The sequence below is a fragment of the Agromyces molybdatiresistens genome, assembly GCF_052748445.2.
Genome location: NZ_CM188258.1, coordinates 3139609 through 3162075 on the forward strand (window position 1 = coordinate 3139609; position 22467 = coordinate 3162075).

The 22467-nt window shown below is 71.3% G+C and carries 17 protein-coding genes; 7 read left to right on the forward strand and 10 right to left on the reverse strand.

Features of this window, described 5'->3' with window-relative positions:
- Positions 1-42 precede the first annotated feature (42 nt).
- Complete coding sequence (locus tag ACULK2_RS14525; RefSeq protein ID WP_445968547.1) at positions 43-882, forward strand: MOSC domain-containing protein; 840 nt, start codon at positions 43-45, stop codon at positions 880-882.
- Positions 883-1011: 129 nt separating this feature from the next.
- On the opposite strand, the gene ACULK2_RS14530 is transcribed toward ACULK2_RS14525, so the two are convergent.
- Positions 1012-1374 (reverse strand): winged helix-turn-helix transcriptional regulator, encoded by a 363-nt coding sequence (locus tag ACULK2_RS14530; protein WP_445968548.1) that lies wholly within the window; start codon positions 1372-1374, stop codon positions 1012-1014.
- A 95-nt stretch (positions 1375-1469) separates the two neighbouring features.
- On the opposite strand from ACULK2_RS14530, the gene ACULK2_RS14535 reads away from it, so the two are divergent.
- The 3 genes from ACULK2_RS14535 to ACULK2_RS14545 all read left to right on the forward strand — a co-directional run bounded on the left by ACULK2_RS14535 (position 1470) and on the right by ACULK2_RS14545 (position 6143).
- A complete protein-coding gene (locus tag ACULK2_RS14535; RefSeq protein ID WP_445968549.1) occupies positions 1470-2345 on the forward strand; it encodes an SDR family oxidoreductase in 876 nt (291 codons plus the stop codon).
- Positions 2346-2575: 230 nt separating this feature from the next.
- Entirely contained in the window at positions 2576-4891 is a 2316-nt protein-coding gene (locus tag ACULK2_RS14540; RefSeq protein ID WP_445968550.1) for an immune inhibitor A domain-containing protein, read from the forward strand.
- Positions 4892-5099: 208 nt separating this feature from the next.
- A complete protein-coding gene (locus tag ACULK2_RS14545) occupies positions 5100-6143 on the forward strand; it encodes a DUF389 domain-containing protein (RefSeq protein WP_445968551.1) in 1044 nt (347 codons plus the stop codon).
- Between the two features lie 28 nt (positions 6144-6171).
- On the opposite strand, the gene ACULK2_RS14550 is transcribed toward ACULK2_RS14545, so the two are convergent.
- From ACULK2_RS14550 to ACULK2_RS14585, 8 genes are all read right to left on the reverse strand, one after another.
- Positions 6172-6333 (reverse strand): hypothetical protein, encoded by a 162-nt coding sequence (locus ACULK2_RS14550; protein WP_445968552.1) that lies wholly within the window; start codon positions 6331-6333, stop codon positions 6172-6174.
- 204 nt (positions 6334-6537) lie between these two features.
- On the reverse strand, positions 6538-8028 hold the full coding sequence (locus ACULK2_RS14555) for a sulfatase family protein (RefSeq protein ID WP_445968553.1): 1491 nt from the start codon (positions 8026-8028) through the stop codon (positions 6538-6540).
- On the reverse strand, positions 8025-9593 hold the full coding sequence (locus ACULK2_RS14560; RefSeq protein ID WP_445968554.1) for a sulfatase family protein: 1569 nt from the start codon (positions 9591-9593) through the stop codon (positions 8025-8027). The genes ACULK2_RS14555 and ACULK2_RS14560 overlap by 4 nt, the downstream gene beginning before the upstream one ends.
- A gap of 7 nt (positions 9594-9600) precedes the next feature.
- A complete protein-coding gene (locus ACULK2_RS14565) occupies positions 9601-10623 on the reverse strand; it encodes an aliphatic sulfonate ABC transporter substrate-binding protein (RefSeq protein WP_445968555.1) in 1023 nt (340 codons plus the stop codon).
- A 117-nt stretch (positions 10624-10740) separates the two neighbouring features.
- A complete protein-coding gene (locus ACULK2_RS14570; RefSeq protein WP_445968556.1) occupies positions 10741-11559 on the reverse strand; it encodes an ABC transporter ATP-binding protein in 819 nt (272 codons plus the stop codon).
- On the reverse strand, positions 11556-12428 hold the full coding sequence (locus ACULK2_RS14575; protein ID WP_445968557.1) for an ABC transporter permease: 873 nt from the start codon (positions 12426-12428) through the stop codon (positions 11556-11558). The genes ACULK2_RS14570 and ACULK2_RS14575 overlap by 4 nt, the downstream gene beginning before the upstream one ends.
- A gap of 52 nt (positions 12429-12480) precedes the next feature.
- Positions 12481-13713, reverse strand: coding sequence for an ROK family transcriptional regulator (locus ACULK2_RS14580; RefSeq protein WP_445968558.1), 1233 nt, complete (start codon positions 13711-13713; stop codon positions 12481-12483).
- 156 nt (positions 13714-13869) lie between these two features.
- Positions 13870-17439 (reverse strand): family 43 glycosylhydrolase, encoded by a 3570-nt coding sequence (locus ACULK2_RS14585; protein ID WP_445968559.1) that lies wholly within the window; start codon positions 17437-17439, stop codon positions 13870-13872.
- Positions 17440-17789: 350 nt separating this feature from the next.
- Here ACULK2_RS14585 and ACULK2_RS14590 point away from each other — a divergent pair, with 350 nt between their 5' ends.
- From ACULK2_RS14590 to ACULK2_RS14600, 3 genes are all read left to right on the forward strand, one after another.
- Positions 17790-18701, forward strand: a complete 912-nt coding sequence (locus ACULK2_RS14590) for a bifunctional helix-turn-helix transcriptional regulator/GNAT family N-acetyltransferase (protein WP_445968560.1) — start codon at positions 17790-17792, stop codon at positions 18699-18701.
- A gap of 32 nt (positions 18702-18733) precedes the next feature.
- Positions 18734-19915 (forward strand): amidohydrolase family protein, encoded by a 1182-nt coding sequence (locus tag ACULK2_RS14595; protein WP_445968561.1) that lies wholly within the window; start codon positions 18734-18736, stop codon positions 19913-19915.
- 137 nt (positions 19916-20052) lie between these two features.
- A complete protein-coding gene (locus ACULK2_RS14600; protein ID WP_445968562.1) occupies positions 20053-20991 on the forward strand; it encodes a DUF1254 domain-containing protein in 939 nt (312 codons plus the stop codon).
- Between the two features lie 76 nt (positions 20992-21067).
- Here the strand turns inward: ACULK2_RS14600 and ACULK2_RS14605 are convergent, their stop codons facing one another.
- Complete coding sequence (locus ACULK2_RS14605) at positions 21068-22279, reverse strand: hypothetical protein (RefSeq protein ID WP_445968563.1); 1212 nt, start codon at positions 22277-22279, stop codon at positions 21068-21070.
- Positions 22280-22467 lie beyond the last annotated feature (188 nt).

Genomic DNA, 22467 nt, shown 5'->3' on the forward strand with positions numbered 1-22467 from the left:
CATGCTCGCACGCGCGGCCGACACGTCGGCTAGCGTGAGCGGATGCGCGTGACCCGCCTCCGTCTCCACCCGGTGAAGTCGTTCGCGGGCCTCGACGTCGGCTCGGCGATCGTGCGCCCGTGGGGGCTCGAGGGCGACCGGCGGTGGGGCGTGGTCGATCCGGCTGGCGCGCCCGTGACCGCGCGCGAGGCGAAGGCGCTGCTCGGCCTCACGGCCGAACCGCTCGCCGACGGCGGCCTGCTCCTCGCCGCACCGGGCGCCGGCGAGCCACTGCGCGTCGACCCGCCGATCGGAGCGGCGCCGATCCCGGTCGGGCACTCGCGCCAGCACGAGGCGCTGCCCGCGGGTGACGAGGCCGACGCGTGGCTGAGCGATCGCATGCGGATGCCGCTGCGGCTCGTCTGGCAGCCCGACCCGGTGCAGCGCCCGGTGAACCCGGCGCACGGCGGCCGCCCCGGCGAGGGGCTCTCGCTCGCCGACGCGGGCCCGCTGCTGCTCGTCAGCGAGGCGTCGCTCGCGCAGCTGAACGCCTGGACGCCGGAGGACGTGCCGCCGCTCGACGTCGTGCGCTTCCGCCCGAACGTCGTCATCGACGGGGAGATCCCGTTCGCCGAGGACTCGTGGACGCACGTCCGCATCGGCGGCGTGCGCTTCCGCTTCGGCGAGATCTGCGATCGCTGCGTGATGACGACGATCGACCCGGTGACGCTCGCCCGCGGCAAGGAGCCGATCCGGACGCTCGCGCGGCACCGGAAGTGGGACGGCGCGACGTGGTTCGGGATCCGGATCATTCCCGAACTGGAGGACGGCGGCGCGGAGGGCGCCGCCTCGGGCGGGCACCGCATCGCGGTCGGCGACACGATCGAGGTCGACGTCGGCTGACGCCCGTCCCGGTGACGTGACGCGAATCGACGTGGAGCCGCCGCCCAGGGTCGATTCGCGTGACCTCGCCGCCCCCGCGTCCGCCGGGTGGGCGAGGGCGGGAGGGCGAGGGCGGGCGGCCGCCCCCGGTCAGCGCGCGACGATGCCGTCGGCGTGCGCCGCGACCCACTCGACGAGCGGGAGCATGCGGTCCATGAGGTCCCGGCCGAGGTCGGTGAGCGCGTACTCGACGCGAGGCGGCACCTCGGGGTAGGACGTGCGCGCGACGAGCCCGTCGGCCTCGAGCGTGCGCAGCGTCGAGGCGAGCATCTTCTCGCTGATGCCCTCCACCTCGCGGCGCAGCTCGCCCCAGCGGAGGGTGCCGTCGGTCAGCGCGAGCAGCACGAGCACGCCCCACTTGCTCATGATGTGGTCGAGCACGACGCGAGTGGGGCAGCCGTCCGTGAAGACGTCGCCGGATGTCTCCCGGATCTGCGCAAGACTCACCGTCACGTGGGTACCTTACTTCAAAGTGGGTACCGCCGAAAGGGAAGGTATGGCAGCTCGGTGCGGTTGCGCCACGGTGAACCGATCGAAAGGGAGTTCCCATGACCATCCTCGTCACCGCCGCCTCCGGCCACCTCGGCCGCCTCGTCGTCGAGGCCCTGCTCGAGCGCGGCGCCGCCACCGCCGACGTCATCGCGGGCGCACGCGACACGGCGAAGATCGCGGACCTCGCGGCACGCGGCATCCGCACCGTCGAACTCGACTACGCCCGCCCCGAGACCATCGCGCCGGCGCTCGAGGGCGTCGACGCCGTGCTGCTCGTCTCGGGCACGGCCTTCGGCGAGCGCGTCGCGCAGCACCGCAACGTCATCGAGGCCGCGAAGGCGGCCGGCATCGGCAAGCTCGCCTACACGAGCGGACCGAAGGCGGCGACGAGCGAGCTCGCGCTCATGGCCGAGCATCGCGGGACCGAGGAGGTCATCACCGAGGTCGGCGTCCCGGCCGTGATCCTCCGCAACAACTGGTACACCGAGAACTACGCGCAGGATGTCGCGGTCGCCGCATCGACGGGCGTGATCGCCGCCGCGACGGGCTCGGGCCGGGTCGCGTCGGCCGCGCGCCGCGACTACGCCGAGGCGGCCGCGGTCGTGCTCCTCGAGGACGGGCACGTCGGCGAGGTGTACGAGCTCGGCGGCGACGCACCGTGGAGCTTCGCTGAGCTCGCGGCCGCGGCATCCGAGGTGCTCGAGCGCGACGTCGCGTTCGTCGACCAGGCCCCCGCGGAGCGGATCGCGTCGCTGGTGGCCGCGGGCCTCGACGAGGGAACCGCGGGCTTCGTCGCGTCGATCGACGAGGGCATCGCACGCGGAGACCTCGCCGGGTCGGACGACACCCTCGCACGCCTCATCGGGCGGCCCACGACGCCGCTCGTCGACGCGCTCCGCGACCTCGTCGAGGGGCAGCGCGCGGCCGCCTGACCGCGTTCGCGATCGCGGCCGGGTGCGCACGAATCGACGCCTGCGTCGGGAGCAGGCGCCCGATTCGTGCGCACGCGCCGCAACGGGCGGCGGATGCTGCGACATCCGAGTGCCCCATTTCCGAGGGATCGTCAAGACCCCTCGGCACTCTTCCCCCCGGTCGGGGGTGCGTGTTAGCGTCCCTTTCACTTGCCCGGGAATCCCGGGCGAATTCCCTGTTAGGAGCGCATGTGAAGCAACGCACGCGCGGATGGCTCGCTGTGTCCGCAGCGAGCGCGACGATGGTCGCCGGGGCCGCCTTCGGCCCGGCCGCGATCGCCGTTCCCGCGAACGATTCCCCTACCGAGTCGACCTCCGCGGTCGCCGCCCGACCCGACAACCGCCCCGGCCCGCTCACGCAACGCCAGGACGAGCGCCGCAAGGCCGCGCAGGAGCTCATCCTGTCGGGCCAGGCCTCGCCCGGCGAGGACGGCGTCGTGCAGCTCGCCGAGGACAAGTACTACCAGGCCGCCGTCTCCGGCACGGGGCGCCTGTTCACGATCCTCGCCGAGTTCGGCGACCAGGGCAGCGGCAAGCTCGGCACGACGCCCGGCCCGCTGCACAACGAGATCGCCGAGCCCGACCGCACGGTGAACAACAGCACGCACTGGCGCGCCGACTTCGACCAGGCGTACTACGACGACCTCTTCTTCGGCGACGGCGAGTCGATGGCCGACTTCTACTCGAAGCAGTCGGCGGGGAACTACACCGTCGACGGTGAGGTGAGCGACTGGGTGCAGGTGCCCGGCAACGCCTCGACGTACGGCGACAACAGCGTGGAGGACTACGGCGGGGCGTGGCAGTTCATCGCCGACTCGGCCGACGCGTGGTACGAGTCGCGCGTCGCGGACGGCGCGACGATGGCCGAGATCCAGGCCGAGCTCGAGAGCTTCGACGTGTGGGACCGCTACGACTTCGACGGCGACGGGAACTTCGACGAGCCCGACGGCTACCTCGATCACTTCCAGGCCGTGCACGCCGGCGAGGGCGAGGATGCCGGCGGCGGCGCCCAGGGCGAGGACGCGATCTGGTCGCACCGCTGGTACGTCAACTCGACGGACTTCGGGCAGACCGGCCCGACCGTCGACGGCACCCAGGTGAAGTTCGGCGGAACCGAGATCGGCGACTCCGGCTTCTGGATCGGCGACTACACGGTCGAGCCCGAGAACGGCGGCCTCGGCGTCTTCGCGCACGAGTACGCGCACGACCTCGGCCTGCCCGACTTCTACGACACCGCGGGCGGCGAGAACTCGACGTCGTTCTGGACGCTCATGTCGAGCGGGTCGTGGCTCGGCGACGGCACCGACGACATCGGGACCAAGCCGAACTACATGGGCCCGTGGGAGAAGCTCCAGCTCGGCTGGCTCGACTACGCGGTCGTCGACGAGGGCGCCGGCGACGCCGGCGAGTTCACGCTCAGCCCGGCCGCCCGCCAGGTGGCTGACCAGGAGCAGGCGCTCGTCATCGACGTCGCCGACGCGGGCATCGAGAGCACCTACACCGCCCCGAACTCGGGTTCCTACGCGTGGTGGACCGGCAGCGCCGACGACCTCAACACGACGCTGACCCGCACGCTCGACCTCACCGGCGTGCGCTCGGCGACGGTCACGGCCAAGGCTTGGTACGACATCGAGGCCGGCTACGACTACCTCTACGCCGAGGTCTCGACCGACGGCGGCGCGAACTGGACCCAGGTCGGCAAGCCGCTCGACGGCTCGTCGAACGGCCGCTGGTCGACGCTCCGCTACAGCGTTCCCGGTGGTGCCGAGACGCAGTTCCGCTTCCGCTACCAGACCGACGGCGGCGTGCACTACGCCGGCGCGTTCCTCGACGACATCGTCATCAAGAGCGGCGGCACCACGCTGCTCACCGACGACGTCGAGTCGGGCGACAACGGCTGGACCGCGGCGGGCGGCGGCTTCAAGCGGTCGACCGGCACGGAGACGAGCGAGGGCGACCGCTACTACCTCGTCGAGAACCGCACCTACGTCGACTACGACGCGACGCTCGAGCACGGTCCCTACCAGTTCGACAAGGGCTACACGGCACCCGACCACGTCGAGCACTTCCCGTTCCAGGACGGCATGCTCGTGTGGGCGATCGACGAGGCGTACAGCGACAACAACACCATCGAGCACCAGGGCCACGGCCTCGCGCTCCCGGTGGACGCGAACCCGGCGAAGTTCACCTGGGCGGACGGCACGGCGCCGAGCAACCGCCGCCAGCCGTTCGACGCGACCTTCGGCCTCGACACGATCGACGCCGTCTCCCTGCACAAGGAGGTCCTCGTGGGCAAGGGCAAGAGCCAGGAGGTGGACTACATCGCCGCGGTCGGCTCCGACGGGACGACGATGCAGAAGCCGACGTTCACCGACGCCGACGTGAACGCGTTCTTCCACTCGTCGAACCCGCTCGGCGGCGTCATCGTCGCGGGCGCCGGTGTGGAGGTCACGGTGACCGAGCAGAACGAGGCCGGCACGATGACGGTCCACGTCGTCAACCCGTGAGCCGACGCTCCACCATCCGGATCGGATGACGCAGGCGGGCCCGTCCCCTCGGGGGCGGGCCCGCTTCGCGCGTGCGGCGAGCGAATGGATGGGGCGGATGCCGCGACACGACCGGTCGCGCGCGGCGGTGCCGTGGCATCCGTCGCCCCTCGTCGTACGCTCGGCTCGAAGACCGTGACGGTCCCGGTCCGAGCCGAGGAGCCCACCCATGTCGCAGCCATCGCCGGCGGAACCCGAGCCGATCTACCCGCCGCCGCCGTCCGATGCGCTGAACCGCATCGAGGACATGCGGGACTCGGTGTTCTTCGACGGCCCGAAGCGCACGCGGAAGATCCAGCGGTTCTGGATCCTGCTCACGCTCTCGTCGGTGATCGCCGCGGCCGGCGTCGTCGGCGACTCGACCGCCACCGTCATCGGCGCGATGATCGTCGCCCCGATGATGCTGCCCATCCAGGGCACGATGCTCGCGACCGTGCTCGGCGACCGCCGCAACCTCACCCTGTCCCTGCTCCTGATGATCGGCGGGGCCGCAGCGGCGATCGCGATCGGCTACGGGGTCGGCCTCCTCGCCGCCACGCCGCTCACCGAGCAGACGAACTCGCAGGTCGCCGCGCGCGCCACCCCCGGGCTCATCGACCTGCTCGCCGCGCTCGCGACCGGCGCCGTCGGATCGATCGCGCTCGTCCGCAAGGACATCTCCGACACGCTCCCCGGCGTCGCGATCGCGATCTCGCTCGTGCCGCCGCTCGTCGTGGTCGGCATCGCGGCCGAGTCGGGAGATTGGGGCAGCTCGGTCGGCTCGCTCATCCTGTTCGTCGCGAACGTCGCGGCGATCCTCGGCACCGGCGTCGTGATCATGGCGGTCTACCGGGTGCAGCGCTGGGGCCGGATCGGTCACCAGGCGCCGCAGCCGGGCGTGAAGGCCGTCAACCGCAAGCGGTCGAACCTCGCGATCGCGGGCATGCTCGTGCTCGTCGCCATCCCGCTGTCGCTGTCGACGCTGGTGACGACGACCTTGAACACCCAGCAGTCGAACATCTCGCAGGCGGCCGAGGCGTGGGCGCTCACGAACGACCTCGACGTGATCTCGGTCGACTACGTCTCCGCGCTGTCCTACCTCGTGCGCATCACGGGCGGCGATGAGGCTCCGGATGTCTCGGCCTTCACCGATCGCCTCACGGCGGCGGGCATCGACCCGTCGAGCGTCGACGTCGAGTGGATCCCGTCGGTGCGGGTGAACGCCGGCGACTGAGCCGGCACGCCGGTCACCGGGTCGGACGTCATCGCGCGAGGGCGAGGTGCGCGGCCCGGCGCGCGTGGCGCCGCTCGACGCGGACCGCCCGGCGCTCGGCGCGCCGCACGTCCCGCTCGGCGCGGCGCTCGGCGTCGCGCTGGTCGTGCTCGGTCATCTGCTGTGCGAGGAAGCCGTGTGCGAGGTCCATGACCCGATCCCTTCGTGCGTGGTGGTGATGACCACCTGCACTGAGGGTCCTCGCTGAGGTGGGTCGGATGTATCGGGCGGGTGTCGTATCTTCGCCCCCGGCCTCCTCGCAGCCGCGTCTGAGGTACCTCAGGCGTCGCCTCGGCCACCTCCGCGCATGAGGATCCGGGCGTCGGGCCGCCGGAGGCGGGCATCGCCCGGATCCTCATGCGGAATGGAGGGCGGCCGTGCCGCTCGCGGCAGCGGTGCCGCTCGCGGCGGCGGGGACGCCCGCGGGTCGCGGCTGGCTGGGGTGCGGGGTGTCCCCGAGGCGCCCCTGCTCGAGCCACATCGCGCGCTCGAGCTCGGCGCGCACCTCCGCGTAGGCCGGATCGTGCGCGACGTTCCGCATCTCCTCCGGGTCGCGCTCGAGGTCGTACAGCTCCCACTCGGGCGGATACGTGAACGGCCCGGTGCCGGGCAGCCCGAGCCCGTCGTTGTAGTAGTAGATGAGCTTGTACCGATGCGTGCGGTAGCCGTAGTGCGCGGGCGCGTGGTGGAACGTGTCGTCGTGCTCCCAGTACCGGTAGTACATTCCCTCGGCGGCCGGGGACTCCGGCGAGCCGAGCAGGTCCGGCCAGAAGCTGCGACCCTGCATCCGATCATGCGGCGCGACACCGGCGGCATCCAGAATCGTCTGCGCGAAGTCGACGTTCGTGACGATGCCCTCGAACACCCGCCCGCCCTCGAGCGCCCGCGGACAGCTCAGCACGAGCGGCATCCGCAGCGACTCCTCGTACATGAACCGCTTGTCGAACCAGCCGTGCTCGCCGAGGAAGAACCCCTGGTCCGAGGCGTACATGAGCAGCGTGTCGTCGAACTCGCCGCGCTCACGGAGCCGGTCGATCACGCGGCCCACGTTGTCGTCGACGGATGCCACGCACGCGAGGTAGTCCTCCATGAACCGCTGGTACTTCCACAGCGCGAGCTCCTCGTACGAGAGCCCCTCGGGCGGCGCGACCTTGAGGTCCTCCTCGTTCAGGTTGTCGGCGAGGCGCATGAGTGCGCGCCGGGTGGACGACGACCGCGTGTCGTAGTCGTCCCAGAACGTGGACGGCACGGGCACGCGGTCGCGGAAGCGCGAGGCGTCCTCGGGCTTCGGCTCCCACGGTCGGTGCGGCGCCTTGTGGTAGATCAGCACGCACCACGGGTCGTCGCCCTCGAGGGAGTCGAGCCAGTCGAACGCGAGGTCGGTGATGCGGTCCGTCGCGTAGCCCTCGACGATCCGCTCGCCGTCGGCCGAGAGGAACAGCGGGTCCCAGTACTCCCCCTGCCCGTCGTGCCCGATGAGGATGTCCCAGTAGTCGAACCCCTCGGGCGTCGAGCCCTCGTGCTCGCCCATGTGCCACTTGCCGACCATCGCGGTGCGGTACCCGGCGGACTTCAGCTGCGAGACGAACGTCGGCTGGCTCGCATCGATCGGCGTCACGAGCGTCGACACCCCGTTCACGTGGCTGTACGTGCCCGTGAGGATCGACGCGCGGCTCGGCGAGCAGAGCGCATTCGTCGCGAAGCAGTGGTCGAAGCGCCATCCGCTCGCGGCGATCTCGTCGATGCGCGGCGTCGCGTTGAGCACCGACCCGTACGCGCCGATCGCCTGCGATCCGTGGTCGTCGGTGAGGATCATGACGATGTTCGGCCGGCGCTGCGCCGTCATGCGGACCGCCGCTCGCTGCCCGCCGGCTCGACGGGCGCGACGGCGACCGATGCCGCGGCATCCGCTCGTTCTCCCGCCTGGTACGTCGTCTCGTCGAGCCCGCTCTGCGTCGGGTCGTAGTCGACCTCGCCGACGTCGTACATCGTGGTCATCCAGTGGTAGAAGTTGTCGCCGCGATCGCGGAGCAGCCCGTAGAGGCGCTGCATCATGGTGTTGCGGATGCCGCGCTGCTCGGGGTGCTCGTAGACGTTGAGCAGTTCGTCGGGGTCGACGTGCAGGTCGTACAGCTCGTTGACCGAGTCGGGGTTGACGACCAGCTTGTAGCGGTCGTTCCGGAGCATCCGCTGCGGGTACGGGAAGTGGTGCCCGTGGAACTCGCAGACGATGTCGTCGGCCCACTCGGGTTGCTCGCCCGCGGCCAACGGAACGAGGCTGCGCGAGTCGACCGCCGGCGACGGGTCGATGCCCGCGAGCTCGAGGATCGTCGCCGTGCAGTCGAGCAGGCTCACGAACTCGGTGCGCACCTGCCCGGCCGGTCCGCCGGGGATGCGGAGGAGACCGGGCGTGCGGTAGATGTCCTCGTACATCGCCGGACCCTTGTCGTGCAACCGATGCGCGCCCGTGAACTCGCCGTGGTCGCACGTGAAGAACACGGCCGTGTCGTCGACCAGTCCGAGCCGCTCGAGCGCCTCCATGACGCGGCCGATCTGCTCGTCGATGAGGGCGACGTACCCCCAGTAGACCGCGATGAGCTTGCGTGTCACCTCGATCGGCATGGTGTCGAACGTCCAGTGCGCACTGTAGTTGCGCTGCACCGGCGGCTTGCCCTCGAAGGTCTCGGCGATCGACTTCGGCAGCTCGATTTCTGCCGGGTCGAACTTGTCGAAGTACTCGTTCGGCACGATGTACGGCAGGTGCGGACCGAAGAAATTCAGCTCGAGGAAGAACGGCGTGCCATCGCGCTCACCGTCGGCCGCGTACCGCTCGAGCAGCTCGATCGTGCGCGTCGCGAGGTAGTACTCGAACGTCGCCTCCACCGGCTGGTGGAGCCGGGCAGCCAACAGGTTGCCCGGCCCACCGTTCGGCAGGGTGCCGCGGATGCGGTCGCTGATCGCGTACGGCGGCAGGTGGTGCTCCGCCAGGTAGCCGAGGTAGTCCTCGTTCTCCACGGGGTTGTGCCATCCGGGAAGGTCGGGGCCGTCGAAGCCGAAGTCCGCGGCGTTCTTCTCGGTGCCGGCGTGCCACTTGCCGACGAGTCCCGTGTTGTAGCCCCTTTCGCGGAGCGCCTCCACGAAGGTGAAGCTGCCCTCGGCGAGGTCCTCCAGATAGCCGACGTTGCGTTCGTGATTCGCGAGCACGCGGTGGCGGAAGGGGGCCTGGCCGGTCAGCAGGCTCGCGCGAGCCGGCGTGCAGATCGCGGTCGGCGTGTACCAGCGGTCGAAGCGCGTGCCCGTGCGGGCCAGCTCGTCGAGCACCGGCGTCGCCGCCATCGCGTTGCCGTACGCCCCGAGCGTGTCCGCCCGGTGCTGGTCGGTCATGAGGAAGAGGATGTTGCTCGGCTCCATGGCGTGACTACTCGCCCGCCTGCAGGAACAGGTCGCCGGTGTAGAAGGACGACGGCTCGGCGACCTCGGTCAGCTTGCCGGCTGCCACGAAGTAGTCCTGCATGCCGTTCAGCCACGAGTCGACGCTGCCGTCCTCGGTGAGGGTGTCGAGCTCCTCGAGCGAGAGCACCTTGTTGTTCGCGGCATCCGCGGCCACCGCCTCGGCGTCCAGGGCGTTGTACGCCGCGGTCAGCTCGACGGCCTCGTCGGGGTTCTCGTAGCGGAAGGTGATCGCGTCGCGCAGTGCCTTCAGCACGCGGTCGACCTTCTCGGGCTCGTTCTCGACGACGTCGTTGCCGGCCACGAACGCAGTCGGGAAGGCGACGGTGTCCTCGAAGTCGGAGTTCTGCGCGATCTCGACGAGGTCGGGCACCTGCTCCTTCACGGTGGCGAGGGCCGGGTACCAGAAGCCGGCGCCCTCGACCTGGCCGGATGCCAGTGCCGAGACGATTGCGGACGGCTCCATGGGCACGAGCTCGACGTCGTCCTTGGTCATTCCCGCGTCCTCGAGGGCGAGCGTCAGGATCATGTCACCGGACGTGCCCTCGGGCACCGCGACGGTCTTGCCGCGCAGGTCCTCCATCGACTCGTTGCCGGGCTGGCCGACGACACGGTCGGACTGGCCGAGCGTGTTCATGGCGATGATCTTCGCCTCGCCGCTGGCGGGCAGCCAGAAGGCACCCGGCCCGATGTAGCCGAAGTCGAGGTCGCCCGTGCCGAGCGCCTGGATCTGGAGCGGACCGTTGGTGAACGACGGCGTCTCGACGTCGAGGCCGTACTTCTCCCAGTAGCCCTGGTCCTCGGCGATCGCGAGGAGGCTCGTGCCGTTGAAGTCGGGGATGTACCCGAACTTCACTTCGAGGACGTCGTCGTACTCGCTCTCGGCGGCGGCCGAGTCGTTCGAGCCGTCGCCCGAGGCGCATCCGGTCGCGAGGAGTGCGACGGCGGCGCCGACGGCGGCGGTGCCGAGGAGCTTCCTGGAAATTCGCATGGCTGTGCTTCCCTTCGTGGGGTTGGGGGTGATGCGGTTGGGGTTGGGGGTGGTGCGGATCGGTGGGGGGTCGGTCGACGCGGTCAGGCGTGGGGGCGCGGCCGGAGGCGACCGGCGTCAGTGCGACGCCGTTCCGGCAGCGGTGCCGGGCTCCTGGTGGTAGACCGCGTGCCAGACGCGGTTGCGCAGCTCGCCGAACTCCGGGCTGAGCCGCACGTCCTCCGTGCGGGGGTATGGAAGGTCGACCTCGATGACGTCGTAGATCCGGCCCGGCCGGGCAGCCATCACGACGACGCGGTTGGCGAGGAACACGGCCTCGTCGACATCGTGCGTGATGAACATCACGGTGCGCTTCTCTCGGCTCCACGTCTCGAGCAGCTGCTCCTGCAGCTTCACGCGGGTGAGGGCGTCGAGTGCGCCGAACGGCTCGTCCATCAGGAGGATCGAGGGGTTCACCGCGTAGGCGCGGGCGATCGCGCACCGCTGCTTCATGCCGCCCGAGAGCATCTTCGGGAGCGCGTCGGCGAACTGCTGGAGTCCGACCATCTCGATGAAGTGCTCTGCTCGTTCGCGGCGCTCGGCTCGAGGCACGCCGTTCACCTTGAGGCCGAACTCGACGTTCTTGCGGACCGACAGCCAGGGGAAGAGCGCGTACTGCTGGAAGATCACACCGCGCTCGGGGCCGGGCCCGGAGACCGATCGCCCGTCGACGAGCGCCTCGCCCGCGGTGGGCGTCTCGAGTCCGGCGAGCACGTTCATGAGCGTCGACTTGCCGCAGCCCGAGGGCCCGACTACGGTGACGAACTCGTTGTCGGCGATGTCGATCGAGACGCGGTCGAGGGCGGTGAACTCCTCGCCATTCAGCGGGAAGGTCTTCGTGACCTCGCGGACGGAGATCTTGGCGGCGGTGGCCGTCGCCGGGTTCATGGTGGTCATCGGCGTTCCTGCCATCCGGTCAGCTTGGTTTCGGCGAAGAGGAGCAGGCGGTCCATGACGAGGCCGAGGATGCCGATCAGGACGATGCCCACGAAGATGGTCGCCAGGTCGTAGTAGATCTGCGCCTCCTGCATCCGTCGCCCGAGGCCGGCCTGCGCGGCCAGCAGCTCGGCGGCGACGAGCGTGGCCCATGCGGAGCCGAGGCCGACGCGCATGCCGACGAGGATGAACGGCGTCGACGCCGGGACGACGACCCGGGCGAAGATCGTGCCGTCCTTCGCGCCGAGCACCCGGGCCGCGTTGATGAGCGTCTTGTCGACGCTCACGACGCCCTGGTACGTCGAGATGACGCACGCGAGGAAGGCGGCGAGGAAGATGACGACGATCTTCGGCACCTCGCCGATGCCGAGGAGCACCAGTACGAGCGGCAGCAGCGCGAGCGGCGGGATGGTGCGGAAGAACTGGATCCACGGCTCGAAGAGACCCCGCGCCACGGTGTACCAGCCCATCAGGAAGCCGACCGGGATGGCCGCCGCCGAGCCGAGCAGAAAACCGGCGAGCACGCGGCCGAGGCTCGCGAGAATGTCCTCCTGGAGGATGCCGGCGTTCCAGAGCTGGATCGCCTTCTCGACGACCTCGGGCGGCGTCGGCAGCTGGAAGCCGTTCAGGGCGAGGGCCCACCAGATGGCGATACCGCCGACGATCGAGACGGCGTTGAGGATGAGCAGTTTGGTGCGCGTGCTCATCCGGCGACGCGACGCGCGGGCCGGCTTCTGCGGGTGGGGCCCGTCGGCCGGGAGGTGCTCGTGCACGGCGGAGGAGCTCATCGTGTACGGCTGGATGTCGGCGCGCGACGGTGCCTCGGACATGCGGACCTCCGTCATGGCGCGACCTCCCACCGGGTGGGGGTGTGCGTGGCGTTCACAGTGCGCTCCTTTGCTGCTGAACGGGTTCGGCGGATGCCGCGGGGTCGGGGTATCCGGCGAGGAGGGGGGACTGGTGGAAGATCGCGGCGATCGCGCCCAGGGCGCCGTCGCTGTCGCGCAGTTGCGCGGCCCGCACGATGTGCGGCTGGTCGGAGGGGATCGAGTAGAGCTCGTAGCGGAGGGTCGCCGCGGCCTGCTCGACGAGCACGGGCGCGATGCGGACGATCTCGCCGCCGATCACGACCTCGCGCGGGTTGAGGGTCATGGCGGCGGCGCCGAGCACGCGCCCGACCGACGAGCCGACCTCGCGGAGCACCGCGTCGACCGCCGGATCCCCCTTGGCGACGGCCTCCGCGAGGTCGTCGAGCGTCTCGACGTCGGCGCCGGCCTCGCCGCACGCCCGGAGGATCGAGGGGACCGAGGCGATGGTCTCGAGGCATCCGCGCTTGCCGCATCGGCACGCCGCACCGGACGGGTTCGCGGTCACATGCCCGAGCTCGCCGGCGAAGCCGCGCGAGCCCGTCACGAGCCGGCCCGACACCACGAGGCCGCCGCCCACGCCGTCGGAGAGGCGGAGGTAGATGAGGTTGTCGACCGCGTCGGGGCGGCTGATCGCCTCGGCGAGCGCGGCCAGCCTCGTGTTGTTGTCGACGACGACCGGGGCGCCGAAGCGCTCGGCGAACGCGAGGTCGACGCCGTCGGGCGCGAGCTGGTTCTTCCAGCTCACCGCGGGCATGCCGGCCCGAGCGCCCGTGTACGGTCCGGGTACGCCGATGCCGATCGACTGCAGGGCGCCGAAGTGGACGCCCGTGTCGCGGCTCAGGCGGTCGATGAGGTCGAACGCGATCTCGAGGCGCTCGGCCCACGGCGGGTCGTCGTCGTAGCGTTCGACGCCCTGGGCGATGATCTCGTGCGACGCATCGGCGACCGCGACGTGGACCCGGCGGTGGCCGAAGTCGACGCCGAGGAACTGGCCGGAGTCGGGGTCGAGGGCGAGCCGCTCGGCGGGGCGGCCGCTGCCGGCGCGAGTCGCGGCATCCGTGTCGGCGACGATGATCGCACCCCGCTGGAGGAGGTTCGCCGTGATTTCGGAGAGCGTCGTGCGGCTGAGCCCGACGCGCTTCGCGAGCTCGCCGCGGCTGAGCGCACCGTGGGCCCGGAGGGCGGCGAGCACGCGCTCCTCGTGGGTCCGCCTCACGAGGGCGTGGACTCCGGTCGTCGTCGACATGCGTGCAAGACTCTCAACTGCGAATTTTTCCGTCAACAACCCGGCAGAAAAACTTCCGATATCGGTTGCGGTCCTTGCAGAACGGATGCCGCGTCCGCTCGCGCCACGCGAACGGGGCGCCCACCCGAAGGTGGACGCCCCGGCCGTGCGCGCGTCTCAGTCGGCCGACCGGGCGACTGTGAGCACCTCCCCGGTCGGCCCGGACTGCTCGAGGCGCACCACGCCCGGCACCGCGGCGTCGTCGATGCGCGACGGATCCGCCCAGTGCCCGAAGTTCGGGTTCCGGAAGAATGTCGCCCAGACGGTGCCGTCGTCGTCGACGAACATGTTGTTGTGGCCGGCCCCGACGCCGAGGGTTCGCCGCACCGAGTACGGGCCCTCGAACGAGTCGGAGGTCGCCACGATCGCGTCGTACTGGTCCTTCGCGCCCGTGTTCGGCAGGTAGGACCAGGTCGGATCATCCGCCGTGCCGCCCTTCAGCGCCCATGCCGCGTGCATCAGGTAGTACGTCTCCCCCACCTTCGTGACGGTCGCGCCTTCGAGGTAAGGCTCGGGCGAGTACTTCCGCTGCGTGAACGTCGGCAGGCTCGTCGGCGTCTCCAGGTTCTCCATGTCCGGCGTCATCTTCGCGTACAGGTCGTTGTGGAGCACCAGGTACGTCGCGTCGCCATCGTCGAAGAGCCCGCCATCGATGTGGTAGTACTGCGGGTTGCTCGCCCGCACGGGTTCGCCGAGCGGGTGCTCGACGCTGCCCTCGATGTTCCGGTACGGCCCCTCGGGGCCGCCGTCGCTGACGAGCATGAACGAGCCCGTGAGCGTCGACTTGTCGCCCATGCACGCGACGAGGTACCACTTGCCGTCGATGAAGTGAAGCTCGGGCGCCCACGCGTTGCCTGCCTTGGCGGCCGGGTCGTCGGGGTTCTTGTACGCCTGCCAGTCGGCGACGACGACCCGGTCGGCAGTGTTCTCGTCGACGAACTCGGGCGACCAGACCTTGCCCTTCGGCTGGTCGGGCCGGAGGCCCGTCGTGTCGGCGAGCGTCCACGGCCCGTCGAGCGCGGGCGCCGTCCAGACGTAGATGCCGTCGTTCCACGGGCCCGCCTTCTCGAGGCCCTCCGCGCGCGTCGTGCCGGTCGCGACGTACATCGTCTCGCCGTCGACCTCGAAGCGGTTCACGTACGTGTCCCGCATCCACACCCGGCCGAGCTCCTCGTCGTGCGGGCGCAGTTCGAGGTCGAGCACCATCGAGTTCTCGTCGTCGGGCATGAGCTCCTCGCGCGCATCGGCCGTGCCGTAGGGCATCGCCACGGGCCAGCTGACCGGGAACACCCGATCGTCGCCGCCCATGCCGTAGGTCCGCACGTAGTCGAACTCCGCCGTCGCACCCGTGGCGTTCATCGAGATCAGGCCGATCCGGATGTCGCCCTGCACCGGGAACGTCCAGACGCCGCCCCACTGCCAGTCCTCGCCGTCGGTGCTCGACGCCATGCGGAACTCCCACTCGCCGGCATCCTCGTCGACCTGCGCGTACACGCGCAGCCAGGTCGTCTCGGCGGGCGCGGCTCCGAACATGGGTGCGTTCGCGACCGCGGTCGGCGTGGGCGTGGTCGGACGCTCCGCCTCCTTGCCGAACTCGACCTCGTGCAGGAACTGCCCCGGCTTGCGGTTCAGCGGCAGGATCGAGTGGGCGAGCTTCACGTACCGGTCGTCGTGCTCGTAGAGCACGAGTCCCGCCTGCTGGTTGCCGCGCGTGCCGTCGAAGGTGAGCTTCGTCTCCACGACGAAGTCGCCCTCGGGCGCGTCCCGGAGCAGCACCGAGGCCGTGTTGTTGCCGGTGTGCAGCTCGGCCGACTGCGTCGGCCAGACGAGCGAGCCGTCCGTCACCGTCGGCCCAGAGGCCGGCTTGCGGACCCAGCCCCACGCGTCATCCGCTTCGGCGGGCGCTCCCGCCGTGCCGAACTCGTCGGAGTACTCGGGCAGCAGCTCGCCGAGCTCCGGGTCGGCGACCCGCTCGGTGACGGGCGCGTACAGCGCCGCAGCGCTGAGGTTGTCGGCGTCGACGGATGCACCGGACGCCGCGATGCCGATCGGCCCCTCCGAGACGGCGTTCTTCGGCACGGTGACCGCGACCTCGGCGAGCGGTTCGCGCAACGCGTCGCCGGACACGTCCGCCGTGACCGAGTCGCCGCGCCACTCGACGCCGACGACGTGCCAGGCGTCGTACGCGAAGTCGGCCGGGAGCGGCGCGGAGTCGACCGTCGTGCGAGCGCCCTGCCGGACCTCGAGGCGGAGTTCGCCGGACTCGCGGTCGATCGTGGCCGAGGCGCCGTTCTGCCCGCGGGCGCCGACGCGGAGTGCGGCGGTGCCGGCGGAGCCGGCCTCATCCGCTTCGCCGAATCGGAGGTCGGCCTGCACGCGCAGGTCGCCGCTCACCTCGTCGTCGGTCACGACCTCGGTCGTGCCGGCGGCCGGCATCACGTGTGCGAAGTCGCCCGAGTCGGTCTCACTCGCCGTCGCCACTGAGCCGTCACCCCGCAGCGGCCAGGCGCTCGGCACGCCGCCGTCGAAGTCGGTGCCGAGCACGGGCTCGGTGGCGGGCGCGACCTGCTCGCCGCTCGAGGGTCCGGCGCCGGCGTTCACCACGGGCCATCCGTCGATCCAGTCGAGGCGGTCGATCATGAGCGGCCGCTTCGAGAGGTTCAGGTTGCCCGCCCGCGTCTGCACGGTCGGGAAGTCGGGATCGTCGGTCGGGATGGCGTGGTAAACCATCCAGTCCTGGCCCGACAGGTCGGTCTGGATGGCGTTGTGCCCGGGTCCCGCGAAGCCGTTTCCGTTCGAGGCGAGCACGTAGCCGCCCTTGCTGCTGAGGGCCATGAGATCCACGCCGTGGTCGTCGACGAACGGGCCCCTCGGGTTGTCGGCGCGCCCGACCTTGACGGTGTATCCGCTGAAGGCGCCGTCGCAGCACCCGGCGTCGGAGTACATGAGGTAGTACCAGCCGTCGCGCTGCACGACGTAGCCGCCCTCCATCCGTCGACCCTGCGCGATCTGCGTGACCTCGCCGGTGAGCTCGGTCGCGTCGGCGGTCAGCTCGGAGACGCAGATGACGTCGTAGCTGCCCCAGTAGAGGTAGTGCGTGCCGTCGGAGTCGGTGAAGATCGCCTGGTCGATGTTGCCCGTCGGGCAGCCCGCGACCTGCGCGCCGCCGAAGTACAGGCCGTGATCGGTCCACGGGCCGGTGGGCGTCTCGGAGGTCAGGAGCGCGACGCCGCCGTTCGAGAGCGAGTACGTCAGGTGGTAGAGCCCGTCGATGTAGCGGATGTCGGGAGCCCACGGCCGCGTGCCGGACGCCCAGTACCCGGGCTTCAGCTCGTCCGCCGGGTAGACGTCGCCGACGTACTCCCAGTCGACCAGGTCGGTCGAGCGGAGCACCGGGAGGATGTGCTCGCCCGCTTCGCCGACACTGTTGAAGATCGGGTTGGTGGTGCCGTAGGCGTACCAGGCGCCGTCCTTGCCGCGGATCATCGCCGGGTCGGGGAACGTGTCGACGACGCCGGCCGTGACCGGGTTCGTGTAGGTGCCGGGGTCGGTCACCGCGCTTGCCGTGGCCGCCGTGGCCGCTTCCGCCGCGACCGGGGGTCCGGCGAAGGCCGGCAGGCCCCCGCCGACGAGGCCGGCCGCGGCGAGCGCCGCCGCAGCCCCGAGGCTGGCTGATCTCCATCGCATCAGGTGTGCTCCTTCTCCATCGAAGTCGCCGCGCGGGCGCGCAGCAGGGTCCGCGCACCGAGGGTGCGCGCGACCATGGGGCGTCGCCCGGCCGCCTGCTCGGTCGATCGTCTCGACGCGGCGCCGGGTTCCCCGTTTGTGCTTCGCGTTCATCAAACGGAGCCTCGATTTTTCCGTCAAGACACCGGCGGAAAGGTCGCAGGTTTTCGTGCGGATCCGTCATGCCTGCCGATGCATTCGTGCTTGAAGATCCCGGATGCAGCGCCGGAGGCGGGCATCGGCCGGATATTCATGCGGACGGCGTTCCCAGCGGGTGCGCGCGTCGACGTTCTCTGACTAGAGTCAGAGATATGAATGGTACGGCTCCAGCTCACGGCGAGGCGATCGCCCGGGTGCGCCGCTTCAACCGCACGGTGACCGAGCGCATCGGCGCTCTCGACGAGGGGTACCTCGCCCGCGGCCGCCCGCTCGGCCAGTCGCGACTGCTGTGGGAGATCGGCGCGGCAGGCGGCACTGGTGCCGAGCTCCGCGAACTGCGGGAGCGACTCGACCTCGACTCCGGGTACCTCAGCCGGCAGCTGCGCGCGCTCGAGGCCGATGGACTCGTGCGAGTCGAGGCCGCGGCATCCGATTCACGGGTGCGCGTCGCGCACCTCACGGGCGAGGGCGTGGTGGAGCGCGCCGAGCTCGACCGGTCGTCCGACGCGCTCGTCGACGGCATCCTCGACCCGCTCACCGATCGGCAGCGGGACCGGTTGCTCGCGGCGATGGACGAGGTGGAGCGGCTCATGACGGCGTCGGCCGTGGAGGTGCGCGTCGTCGATCCGTCCGATCCGGCGGCGCGTGCGAGCGTCGCCGCGTACTTCGCCGAGCTCGCCGAGCGCTTCGACCTCGGCTTCGACCCCGGGCACACTCGCCCCACGCCCGACGACGAGTTCCGCGAGCCGCACGGCACGTTCCTCGTCGCGTTCCTCCATGGCGAACCGGTCGGCTGCGTCGGCCTCAAGCTGCACGGCGACGAGCCGGCCGAGATCAAGCGGCTCTGGGTCGCGTCGAGCACGCGCGGGCTCGGGCTCGGCGGCCGGCTGCTCCGCGAGATCGAGCAGGCCGCGCTGCGGCTCGGCGCGCGCGTCGTGCGGCTCGACACGAACCGCACGCTCACCGAGGCGATCGCGATGTACCGCACGCACGGGTACGACGAGATCCCGGACTTCAACGGCGAGCCGTACGCCGACTTCTGGTTCGAGAAGCGACTCGGGTAGTCGCGACCGCTCGTTCGCGAGAGGATCGCGACATGAGCGCGGATGCCGAGCAGCGCCTGGCCGAGGCGATCGAGCGGATGCCGCTCGTCGACCACCACGCGCACGGCCTGCTGCCCGACCCGACCGAGGCGGACCTGCTCGACGCGCTGACGCAGGCCGAGCACGCCGCCTCGGTCGCCGACGTCTTCGACAGCGGCCAGGGATTCGCGCTGCGTCGGCACTGCGCACCGCTCCTCGGGCTGCCGAGCTTCGCGAGCCCGGCAGCCTACCTCGCGGCACGCCGCACGCTCGGCGCCGACGAGGTCGCGCGCCGGCTGCTCCGCGCGTCGGGCATCGCCGCGTACCTCGTCGACGACGGCCATCGGCCCGACCTGCTGATGGCAGACGAGCGGATGGCGCGGCTCGCCGACGCGCGCGTCCACCGGGTGGCCCGGCTCGAGACCATCGCCGAGCGGGTGCTCGCGGAGAGCTCCTCGGGCGGCGAGTTCGTCGCACGGCTCGGGCCGGCGCTCGAGGCGGCGGCGGCCGAGGCGGTCGCGTTCAAGACCGTCGCCGCTCACCGGTGCGGGCTCGGGCTCGACCCCGCGCGTCCGACCGCCGTCGAGGTGCGCTCGGCCGCGGACGTCTGGTCCGCCTCCGAGCGCGCGGGCGCGGGCGACGCCGGCCCCGCGGCATCCGCTCGCCCTCGCCTGACCGACCCGACCATCATCCGCCACCTCATCTGGTGGGCGCTCGAGCGCGGCGCGGTGCTGCAGGTCCACGCCGGGTTCGGCGACGCCGACCTCGTGCTCGAGGCGTCGAACCCGGCGCGCATGCAGGCACTCGTCGCGGCGACCGCCGGCACCGGCGGGCGGATCGCGTTCCTGCATTGCTCCCCGTTCGTGCGCGAGGCGGGCTGGCTCGCCCATGTGTTCCCGCACGTGTTCGTCGACGTCGGGCTCGCGGTCGGCTTCCTCGGGGCGAACGCCGATTCGGTGGTGCGCGAGGCGTTCGACCTCGCGCCGTTCTCGCGGGTGCTGTTCTCGAGCGACGCGTGGGGCGTGCCCGAGCGCGTGCTGCTGGGGGCGCGCCTGTGGCGGGATGCCGCGGCGCGGGTGCTCGGCGGATACGTCGCGGATCACGGCTGGCCGGTCGACGAGGCCACCCGGATCGCCGAAGGGGTCGCGTGGCGGAACGCCGAGCGGCTCTACGGCCGGAGGTTCGTCGAGGCATGAGACCGGGCCGGCGTCGCGCCGCCGCGCACGGCCGCGAACGGCGCGGCCGACTCCGCCGGCGTTCGCGTCGGGTTCCCCCGAAGCATCCGCCCGCCGCCTAGGCTGAGCCCGACCGGCAGCCGATCAGGGGGATGACGATGGCGGAACACGTGAACGTCGACAACTTCGCGCGAGCGGAGACGAACCGCACCTTCGCGGAGCTCGCGGGGCAGGCGGGCGGGACGGCGAAGTGGATGCACAACCGCGTGCCGACGCCGCTCGACAACCAGCCGGTCATCCGGCAGAACCGCGACACGCTCTACAGCATGGCCGTCGTCGACGTCTCGGACGGCGCGAGCCTGACCATCCCGGACGCGGGCGACCGCTACCTCTCGGTCATGGTCGTGAACGAGGACCATTACATCCCCGTCGTGTTCCACGAGCCCGGAACGCACCGCCTCCACGCCGACGACCTCGGGACGCGCTGGGTCGTCGTGGTCCCGCGCATCCTCGTGGATCCCGAGGACGAGGCGGACGTGGCCGCAGTGAACGCCCTGCAGGACGCGTTCGCGCTCGACGCGCCATCCGCCGACCCGTTCCCGACGCCCGACTACGACCAGGCTTCGCTCACCGAGACCCGGACCGCGCTCCTCACGCTCGCGCGCGGCGTCGGCGGATTCACCCGCTCGTTCGGACGCCAGGACGAGGTCGATCCCGTCCACCACCTCCTCGGCACTGCCGCCGGCTGGGGCGGCCTGCCGACCTCCGAGGCGTTCTACCTCAACGTCGAGCCGGGGCTGCCGGTGGGTGCCACGTCGCTGACCGTCGGCGACGTGCCCGTCGACGCGTTCTGGTCGATCACGGTGTACAACCCCGACGGCTTCATGGAGGAGACCGACGGTCTGGTCAGCGTGAACAGCGTGACGGCGACGCCGAACGACGACGGCAGCGTCACGGTGAACTTCGGCGGCCCCGACGACGGGCGCCCGAACCGCATCGGGATCATGGACGGCTGGAACTACATCGTGCGGATGTACCGCCCGCGCCCGGAGGTCGTCGACGGGAGCTGGACGTTCCCGTCGGTGTCGCCGGCCTGATCACCTCGGGCCGTCGCGCTCGGCGCTCCGGGCGAGGCTCGTGACATCACCGCGCCCGCAACGGCGAGCGCTGGTATCACGGGCCGCCGCCGCCTCCGCCGTCGCCACCGCCGCCGCCGCCGTCGAACCCGCCGCCGTCGAACCCGCCGCCGTCGAAGCCGCCGCCGAGCCCGTCGAAGTTGCCGGAGCTGTCGTAGGCGAAGCCGCCGAACCGGCCGTGATCCCAGAAGTACCCGCCGCGGAGCTGCTTCACCCAGTACTCCTCGGTGAGCGGCACGCCGAACCGGCCGTCGCCCGACCCGACGCCGACGGTGATCGGCTGCACGAGCGCGGCGCTCGTCAGGGCGAGGCACGACGCGACCCGATCGGGTCGGTACCCCTCCGGGGCGGAGTACCACCGCGGCGCGATCTCGCGGCTGCCGAGCACGTCCGCGATCCGCGCGACCACGTCGGCCTGGTCGAACAGGACGGCCCAGGGGAGCACGGCTTCGGCCGTCGCAGGATCGCGCACGTCGAGCGCGGCGAGCTCGTCGCGACGGCGCGCGGCGTTCGCGCGCAGCGCGAGGCCGGCCGCGTTCAACGGGATCCACCGCGGCATCAATGCCCGCACCCCGAGCGCGACGGCGCCGATCGCGATCGCGATCCACGCGATCGAGTCGGCGCCGCCCTCGCCGAGGAGCACGGCGAGCAGCCCGAGCCCGACCGCCAGGGCCCCGCCGATCGTCGCTGCCCGGAAGCGTCCGACCGGGCGGGGGTCCCGGTACACGTCGGCCGCGGCGCCGAATCGACGGCGCGTCGTCGACACGAGTTCCCCGTTCCGGACGACGACCCGGTCCGCCGGGATGCTCGCTCCGTGCGCGACGACGCCCGTGCCGCCCGTCAGCCCGGGCGCGAACATCGCGATGACGAGGTCGGCCGTGTCGTCCGCCGACTCGCTGGTATGCACCGCGGGCAGGTCGGCCCCGAACACGAGGCGGATGTCGCGGGCGCTCCCCTCGCGCGCCCCGTCGCGGCGGTCCTCGATCGTGATCGCCCCGGCGAGCGCGAGCTCCACGACCGTCGCCGGCAGCCAGCGATTCGACGCGCGGCCCGACACGTATCCGACGGGGAGCAGGCCGACCGTCTCGGGATCGGTGGTGGACGGGATCACGTCGTCGCGTGGGCGGCCGAGCCACGACACGATGAGCGAGCCGACTGCGCCGGCGGCGACGAGGGATGCGACGAGGGCGACGACGGGCAGCAGGGCGGTTCCGAGTCCGCTCCCGGATGACGACGCAGCGAGTTCCATGTTCGACGCTCCCGCCTCGGAGCGAAGGTCCGCTCCGCTGATCCGCACGGTACTCCCCCGGCACACTCCGGCGCCACAACCGCTCGCATGCTCCGACCGGAGTGGTTCGCGCATGAGAACCCGGGCGACGCGGCCGCCCAGCACGCCGTCCTCCGGATCGTCATGCACGGGTCGGCGGCGAGCGTCAG

Bases quoted from the DNA above. Each gene is read 5' to 3' on its own strand.
- ACULK2_RS14565 (WP_445968555.1), bottom strand. From the start codon at position 10,623: ATGCGAATTTCCAGGAAGCTCCTCGGCACCGCCGCCGTCGGCGCCGCC.
- ACULK2_RS14525 (WP_445968547.1), top strand. From the start codon at position 43: ATGCGCGTGACCCGCCTCCGTCTCCACCCGGTGAAGTCGTTCGCGGGC.
- ACULK2_RS14575 (WP_445968557.1), bottom strand. From the start codon at position 12,428: ATGTCCGAGGCACCGTCGCGCGCCGACATCCAGCCGTACACGATGAGC.
- ACULK2_RS14570 (WP_445968556.1), bottom strand. From the start codon at position 11,559: ATGACCACCATGAACCCGGCGACGGCCACCGCCGCCAAGATCTCCGTC.
- ACULK2_RS14560 (WP_445968554.1), bottom strand. From the start codon at position 9,593: ATGGAGCCGAGCAACATCCTCTTCCTCATGACCGACCAGCACCGGGCG.
- ACULK2_RS14605 (WP_445968563.1), bottom strand. From the start codon at position 22,279: ATGGAACTCGCTGCGTCGTCATCCGGGAGCGGACTCGGAACCGCCCTG.
- ACULK2_RS14555 (WP_445968553.1), bottom strand. From the start codon at position 8,028: ATGACGGCGCAGCGCCGGCCGAACATCGTCATGATCCTCACCGACGAC.
- ACULK2_RS14535 (WP_445968549.1), top strand. From the start codon at position 1,470: ATGACCATCCTCGTCACCGCCGCCTCCGGCCACCTCGGCCGCCTCGTC.
- ACULK2_RS14545 (WP_445968551.1), top strand. From the start codon at position 5,100: ATGTCGCAGCCATCGCCGGCGGAACCCGAGCCGATCTACCCGCCGCCG.
- ACULK2_RS14550 (WP_445968552.1), bottom strand. From the start codon at position 6,333: ATGGACCTCGCACACGGCTTCCTCGCACAGCAGATGACCGAGCACGAC.
- ACULK2_RS14595 (WP_445968561.1), top strand. From the start codon at position 18,734: ATGAGCGCGGATGCCGAGCAGCGCCTGGCCGAGGCGATCGAGCGGATG.
- ACULK2_RS14585 (WP_445968559.1), bottom strand. From the start codon at position 17,439: ATGCGATGGAGATCAGCCAGCCTCGGGGCTGCGGCGGCGCTCGCCGCG.
- ACULK2_RS14600 (WP_445968562.1), top strand. From the start codon at position 20,053: ATGGCGGAACACGTGAACGTCGACAACTTCGCGCGAGCGGAGACGAAC.
- ACULK2_RS14590 (WP_445968560.1), top strand. From the start codon at position 17,790: ATGAATGGTACGGCTCCAGCTCACGGCGAGGCGATCGCCCGGGTGCGC.
- ACULK2_RS14580 (WP_445968558.1), bottom strand. From the start codon at position 13,713: ATGTCGACGACGACCGGAGTCCACGCCCTCGTGAGGCGGACCCACGAG.